This window comes from Pigmentiphaga sp., from assembly GCF_019689535.1.
GTDB lineage: Bacteria > Pseudomonadota > Gammaproteobacteria > Burkholderiales > Burkholderiaceae_B > Pigmentiphaga.
This window is the reverse complement of the sequence record NZ_JADGHH010000179.1, coordinates 1-7,073: the sequence shown is the minus strand read 5'-3', so window position 1 is coordinate 7,073 and position 7,073 is coordinate 1. Positions and strand designations below refer to the sequence as shown.

Sequence of the window (7,073 nt, the reverse complement as noted above, 5' to 3'; positions counted from 1 at the left end):
ATCCCCCCCGCCGGGCCCGCCGCCCGGCTTTGGGGGGCCGGGGGGCGCGATCCCGACAAAGGCCCCGCCCTATTCCTTCTTGAGCAGGGACTTCAAGCGGTCAAGGCGTTGCTTGGCCGTGAGGCCGGGATTTTCGTCCGCGACTTTGTCGTCTTCCAGGCCCATTTCCTTGATGAACCGCGACGGCTCGCGCGGGATGTCTTCACGGCCCCGTTTGCGTTTCTTGCACCAGGTAAGCGTCAGGGTGCGCCGCGCGCGGGTGATGCCGACGTACATCAAGCGGCGCTCTTCCTGAACCCGCGCCTCGAACGACTCGGCCGCCTTGGCCGGGTCGCCTTCTTCATCGTCCTTGCCGAGGTGGGGCAGCAGCCCTTCTTCGACACCGACCAGGAAGACGTGCGGATATTCCAGCCCTTTGGACGCATGCAACGTGGACAGCCGCACGACGTCGGGGTCTTCGTCGTCGCTCTTCTCCAGCATGGTGATGAGCGCAATGTGCTGGACTAGCTCCATCAGGCTCATCTTGTCTTCCTCGGCCTTGCGCTTGAGCCAGCCGAGCAGGTCGAGCACCGTCTGCCAGCGCGCCTGGGCGCCACGCTCGTCGAAATGGTCGTACAGATAGCGTTCGTACCCGATGGCGCGGACCAGGTCATCGAGGATTTCGGAGGCGGTTTCGCCGGTCGGCGCACCGTCGCCCTTGGCGGCCCCAGCCCGCCACTGCAGGCGGTTGATGAACTCGCAGAATTCGCGCAGCGGCGCGAGTTGGCGCGCCGAGAGGCGCTGCTCGAGCCCGGTTTCGAACACGGCCGCAAACAGCGAGATTTCCCGCTCGCCCGCATAGGCGCCGAGCGCTTCGAGCGTAGACTGCCCGACCCCGCGCTTGGGCGTCGTCACGGCGCGGATGAATGCCGGATCATCGTCGTCATTGGCGATCAGCCGCAGATACGCCATGATGTCGCGCACCTCGGCCTTGTCGAAAAAGCTTTGCCCGCCCGAGACCATGTAGGGAATCTTCAAGTTCCGCAACGCCTGTTCGAACACGCGCGCCTGGTGGTTGCTGCGGTACAGGATGGCGAAGTCGCGCCAATGCGCCTTGAGCTCGAACCGCGCCGCCGAAATGCGCATGGCGACCGACTCGGCCTCGGCCTCTTCGTCTTCCATGGGAACGACCGTGATCGGATCGCCAACCCCGAGGTCCGACCAGAGCTTTTTCTCGAATAGCTTGGGATTGTGCGCGATCACGTTGTTGGCCGCGGCAAGGATGCGCTGCATCGAGCGGTAGTTTTGCTCGAGCTTGATGACCCGCAGGTTGGGATAGTCGGTGGTGAGCTTGGCCAGGTTCTCGATGGTCGCGCCGCGCCATGCGTAGATGGCTTGGTCGTCGTCGCCCACGGCGGTGAACATGGCGCGCGGCCCGGTCAACAACTGCACCAGCCGGTACTGGCACGCATTGGTATCCTGGTATTCATCCACTAGCAGATAGCGCAGCCGGGACTGCCAGCGTTCGCGCACCTCGGCATCGGTTTCGAGCAGGCGCGCCGGGAGGCGGATCAAGTCATCGAAATCGACTGATTGGTAAGAGCGCAAGGTGGCGTTGTAACTCCGGTATACCCGCGCCGCGTCGCGCTCGCTTTCGGTCGATGCACGACGCTCGGCCTCATCGGGTTCGATCAACGCGTTCTTCCATAGGGAAATGGCGCTCAGGACGGCGCGTATGTGCCCCTTGTCGGTGCTGGCGACGAGGTCTTGCACGATGGCCATCGCGTCATCGGCCGCGAGAATGGAGAACTGGGGCTTGAGCCCGACGAGCTTGGCCTCCTCGCGCAAGATCCTCACTCCCAGCGAATGAAAGGTGCTGATGGTCAGCCCCTTGATCGCATTGGGCGGCGCGATGGCCTTGACCCGTTCGGCCATTTCGCGCGCTGCCTTGTTGGTGAAGGTCAGCGCCGCAACGTTGCGGGCATCGTAGCCGCAATCGCGCAGCAGATAGCCGATCTTCTGCGTAATGACCCGCGTCTTGCCGCTGCCCGCGCCGGCCAAGACCAGGCACGGCCCATCGAGATACTTCACCGCTTCGCGCTGCGCCGGGTTCATGCCCGCGTCGATCGGAGGCAGGGCGAAAGATGCATTCGTGTCCGATTTCGATTTGTTCAGCCGCGCGGCGGCGCGGTCCATGGCTCGAGTCGCGGCGGAATGAGAAGAAGTCATGCAGGTCGGGTAAATCGAGGGCGCGCAAATGCGCAGGTAAGAATGACGCAGGAGAATCTCGCGGCGGGCAGGCGGCGGCCGAAAGCCATCAGATTTCCAGCGGGTCGACTTCCAGGTACCAACGCACCCGGGAAGCGGCCGAAAGCTGGGGCAGCGCGGCCATCCAGGCCCGCAGGAACCCCTGCAGGGCCGGGCGGCTGTTGCTTTCCACCAGCAGCTGGGCCCGTTCGACGTTCGCCACCCTCACGACGCGCAGCGGTACGGGATCATAGAGCGTAATCCGGGACAGCTCCGTCGACTGGGACAAATCCGTCCCGGTTTCGGGATCGGGCCCCTCCGCCAGGCGGCGCGCGCAGGCCAGGAACGCCAGGGCCTGCGCCAGTTCGCGGGCCTCTGCCGTCAACAGGGCCTGGTAGGCAAACGGTGGCAGGCCTGCGGCCTCGCGCTCCCGGAGCGCGTAACGGGCGAATCCCGGGTAGTCATGGCGCACCAGGGCCTGGTAGAGCGGTTGCTCAGGATAACCGGTCTGGATGTAGACCTCGGCCGGCGTGCCGGCGCGCCCCGCACGGCCGGCCACCTGCATCAGCTGCGCGAACAGGCGCTCGGGCGCACGGAAGTCATGCGAGAACAGCATCGCATCGGCATTGAGCACGCCGACGAACCCCAAGTTCTTGAAGTCGTGTCCCTTGGCGACCATCTGGGTGCCGACCAAGATATCGATTTCGCCCGCATGCATGCGCCCGAATAACTCCTGAGCACTGCCCTTGCGCCGCGTGCTGTCGGCGTCGATCCGCGCAATGCGGGCGCCGGGAAAAAGCTCCCCCAGGTGTTCTTCCAATCGCTGCGTCCCCCGCCCCATGGGCTGGAGATCCTGGTTCCCGCAGTCCGGGCACGCGGCAGGCACGCGATGCTGCCAGCCGCAGTGGTGGCAACGCAGCTCGTGGCGGGCGAGGCCGCCGGGCGTACGGGGCGGATGGCGGTGCAACACCATATAGGCGGAACAGCGGTGGCAACCACTGACCCAGCCGCAGGCATCGCAGTGCAGCACCGGCGCATAGCCTCGGCGATTCAGGAAGATCAACGATTGCTCGCCCTGCGCGAGCCGCTGCGCCACGGCTTGCACGAGCTGCGGCGCCAGGCCTTGTTTCAGCGGCTGATTGCGGGTGTCCAGCAACCGGATGCGGGGCGGCTCGGCTGCCAGCGCGCGTTGCGGCAGGCTCAGTAGCAGATAGCGACCGTTCTGCGCGTGGTGCCAGGTTTCCAATGAGGGCGTGGCCGAGCCCAGCACGATAGGCACGTTCCGATCGCGCGCCCGCCAGATCGCGAGGTCGCGCGCGGAATACCGCAGGCCTTCCTGCTGTTTGTACGAGGGATCGTGCTCCTCATCTACTACGATGAGCCCCAGCTCGGGCAACGGCGTGAACAATGACAGGCGCGTGCCCAAGAGCACCCGGGCCTCGCCCCGGACGGCCCGAAGCCAGGCTTCCAGCCGCTCGCCGTCAGCCAGGCCGCTGTGCAGCACCGCCACGCCGGCCGGGCCCGCAATGGCCTCGAAACGGCGGCGGAACACGTTCTCCAGTTGCGGTGTCAGGTTGATCTCCGGCACCAGCAGCAGCACCTGGCGGCCCCTCGCCAATACGCGCTCGGCGACGTGAAGATAGACCTCGGTCTTGCCGCTGCCGGTCACCCCATGGAGGAGGACGGGCTTGAAGCCGGAAATTTCCGCCACTGCGTCGACGGCTTCCTGCTGCGCCCGGTTCAGCGACGGACGCTTCGAAAGTGTTTGCTCACTATCTTGCTGTGCCTCGTTCTCTTGGACCTTGGCTGCCCGTTTGGCGCGCGCCGCGCGGGCATCGAGGCGCGCCACCGGCCCACCCCCGGCCCGCTTGCCTTGGTAGGCCGCCGGTTTACGCAGCGGCCCGGGCAGCGCCGGCAACATGACCTCGCCGACCGGCCGGTGGTAGTAGTCCGCGGCAAATGCCGCTAACTTAAGCCAGTCTGCCGGCAAGGGAGGGGTGTCGTCGAGGATGCGCACCACTTCCTTGACCTGCGCAGGGTCCACGGCGGGCGCGCCGGGTGTTTCCAGGACGATGCCCACCATCTCCCGACGACCGAAAGGCACGATGACCCGTACCCCCGGGTCCACCGGCCGCGGCGACCGATAGTCAAACAGTCCGGGCAGGGGAACGTCCAGCGCAACGCGGACCCAAACCGGCGTTTCCGTTTCGGTGGGCGAAATCACTGGCATGTGAAGGGGGGCGATGTGGACAACTGGGAGCTCCGGCGCAAGAGGCCAGCCGAACGGCTGAAAACTTAAAGTAAAACCTCTGAAACCTTCCTAAACCCGTCCCCCATCAACATTTTTTCTCCCCGGAAAGCCTGTGGATAACTTTGGGGAAAACCGGGAGAAAAAACCGTTGATAACTGGCATGGCCATGCGTCGGCTCCGGGCACAAGCAAGAAATCGAGCAAAAACTTCTTTTATTTCAATGGCTTACAACGACATTCCAATGTGGATATCAACTCGCAAGTGGTGTGCCCGGGCGGCGGGAAATTGTGCATAAGTCGAATTAGGCCTGGGCACAAGCCGGGTTAGCCCTAGCCCGGGGCAACATTTATTCACAGCGCCGCATCAGCGGCTTTCCGCTGCTCGCGGCTATACGCATGCACGGTCTCCACGAGCACGGCTACTGCCTCAGGCGGGGTGAACTGGGAAATGCCGTGTCCAAGATTGAAGACGTGCCCGGGCCCGGCCCCATAACTGTCGAGCGTGCGGATGACCTCCGCCCGGATCGCCTCCGGCCCGCCGAATAGCGTCATGGGATCCAGGTTGCCCTGCAGCGCGACGCGATCGCCCACGGCCCGGCGGGCAGCGCCCAGATTGACGGTCCAGTCCAGGCCCACGGCATCACAGCCCGAGGACGCAATTTCTTCCAGCCAGATCCCGCCACCCTTGGTAAACACGATGGCCGGCACCCTGCGCCCCTCGCGCTCGCGCACTAGGCGCCCGAGCACGCGACGCGTGTAATCCAGCGAAAACTGCTGGAACAGGCCGTCCGCCAGTACCCCACCCCAGCTGTCGAAAATCATCACGGCCTGGGCGCCGGCCTCGATCTGCGCGTTGAGGTACAACGCCACGGCCTCGGCATTGACCGCCAAGATGCGGTGCATCAGGTCGGGGCGGCTGTACATCATCGACTTCACGGTGCGGTAGTCGCTCGATCCCGCACCCTCCACCATGTAACAGGCCAGGGTCCAAGGGCTGCCCGAGAAACCGATCAGCGGCACCCGTCCATGCAGCTCGCGGCGGATCTGGGAGACGGCGGCGAACACATAGTCGAGATCGGCCATGTCCGGCACCGCCAACTTGGCGACGTCATCCTCGGTGCGCAGGGGCCGGGCGAACCGCGGCCCTTCCCCGGCAACGAAATCCAGGCCCAGGCCCATGGCATCGGGCACCGTCAGGATGTCGGAGAAGAGAATCGCCGCGTCGAGCGGATAGCGATCCAGCGGCTGCAGGGTCACCTCGGTTGCGTAGTCCGGGTTCTTGGCCAGGCCCATGAACGACCCCGCACGGGCGCGGGTGGCGTTGTATTCGGGAAGGTAGCGGCCGGCCTGGCGCATCAGCCAGACCGGCGTGTATTCGGTCGCCTGGCGCGCAAGAGCCCGCAAGAAGACATCGTTCCGAAGAGTGGGCTCAGACACGTCACACCTCAGCAAAGGGAAGCCAGGGATTTTACCCCCCCGGCAGGAGCGCCGTGCCTGCGCGATTCAGGTTCGATTGTTATCGTGCCAGCAACAATATCCCAGCCATGACCAGGAACGGCAGCAGCACGCGCGCCGCGGCGGTCAACACTTCGGCGGCGCTGAATTGGAAACGTTTGACGGCCGGGGCCGCAACGGCTCCGGGTGACATAGAAGTATGAATGGTATGCGGCGTCATGATGAACTTCCTCGGTAAAAGGCGTGCGCACGCCTGCCAACGGCAGCGGGCACTACGATGCGTAAGACCTCTGGTTTGCGGCGCAGATGCGCCGGGAGACACGGCCGGACCTAACGGTAAGGTTCGGGGACCGAGGAAGCGCGGGAAACGCGGGCAGAAAAGCGATTGCCTGCCGCATGCGACAGCGGCATGCGATGGCTGAACGGTTCTGTACCGGGCGTGACAGGGCGCCTTGCGCTCGGTCCGCCGGATTGCGGGCTGAACATGGGGTCGCTCCTTTCAAGAAGGACAGTTTTGGCTTATTCAGTATAGCCCGTCATTGCTCGCGCGCCGTAACATGATTATTCGGTATCATTGAACAATGGATCGTCTCACGCCGCTGCGCGCCTTCCTCGCCGTCGCCGAAAGCGGAAGTTTCACTGCGGCCGCCCGCAAGCTCGGCGTGTCGCGCTCGGCCGTCACCGGCCACATCCAAGAGCTCGAACGCCACCTCGGCACGGTCCTCTTGAACCGCACTACGCGCCGCGTCTGGCTCACCCGGGAAGGCCAGCGCTACGCCAACCGCGCGGGCCGCCTGCTCGAAGGGTTGGAAGCGCTGGATGCGGAAATGCAATCGCGCAGCGGCCGGGCCGAAGGCCATTTGCACGTAGAGATGGCCGAATCGGTGGCCAATGCCCGGGTCATCCCGCGCTTGCCCGAGTTCGTGCGCGCTTATCCCGACATTTCGCTGCGCATTTCGCTCAACGAAGGCGTGGTGGACCCCACCGTATCGGGTGCCGACATCGGGTTGCGCGTCGGTCCGCTGCGCGACTCGACCCTTCGGTTCAAACTGCTCGGCCGCGGCAACTACATCATGGCTGCCAGCCCCGCCTATCTCCAGCTCTACCCGCCGCCCCGACACCCCGACGAACTGCGCCAGCAC

At 64.9% G+C, this 7,073-nt stretch carries 5 protein-coding genes; 1 reads left to right on the top strand and 4 read right to left on the bottom strand.

Annotated features, from left to right (window positions below; genetic code table 11):
- Positions 1-69 precede the first annotated feature (69 nt).
- The 4 genes from IRZ12_RS14045 to IRZ12_RS14030 form a co-directional block, all read right to left on the bottom strand.
- Entirely contained in the window at positions 70-2,094 is a 2,025-nt protein-coding gene (locus IRZ12_RS14045; RefSeq protein WP_296469550.1) for a UvrD-helicase domain-containing protein, read from the bottom strand.
- Positions 2,095-2,296: 202 nt separating this feature from the next.
- Positions 2,297-4,456: a primosomal protein N' gene (locus IRZ12_RS14040; protein WP_296469549.1), complete on the bottom strand. Its 2,160-nt coding sequence runs from the start codon at positions 4,454-4,456 to the stop codon at positions 2,297-2,299.
- A gap of 371 nt (positions 4,457-4,827) precedes the next feature.
- Positions 4,828-5,913, bottom strand: a complete 1,086-nt coding sequence (gene hemE, locus IRZ12_RS14035; RefSeq protein ID WP_296469548.1) for a uroporphyrinogen decarboxylase — start codon at positions 5,911-5,913, stop codon at positions 4,828-4,830.
- A 79-nt stretch (positions 5,914-5,992) separates the two neighbouring features.
- Positions 5,993-6,151, bottom strand: coding sequence for a hypothetical protein (locus IRZ12_RS14030; protein WP_296469547.1), 159 nt, complete (start codon positions 6,149-6,151; stop codon positions 5,993-5,995).
- Between the two features lie 361 nt (positions 6,152-6,512).
- Here IRZ12_RS14030 and IRZ12_RS14025 point away from each other — a divergent pair.
- Positions 6,513-7,073, top strand: a 561-nt coding sequence (locus tag IRZ12_RS14025) for a LysR family transcriptional regulator (RefSeq protein ID WP_296469546.1), incomplete at its 3' end; no start/stop codon positions are given.

Excerpts from the sequence above, each read along its gene's own strand:
- IRZ12_RS14040 (WP_296469549.1), bottom strand. The coding sequence starts at position 4,456 with ATGCCAGTGATTTCGCCCACCGAAACGGAAACGCCGGTTTGGGTCCGC.
- IRZ12_RS14030 (WP_296469547.1), bottom strand. The coding sequence starts at position 6,151 with ATGACGCCGCATACCATTCATACTTCTATGTCACCCGGAGCCGTTGCG.
- IRZ12_RS14045 (WP_296469550.1), bottom strand. The coding sequence starts at position 2,094 with ATGAACCCGGCGCAGCGCGAAGCGGTGAAGTATCTCGATGGGCCGTGC.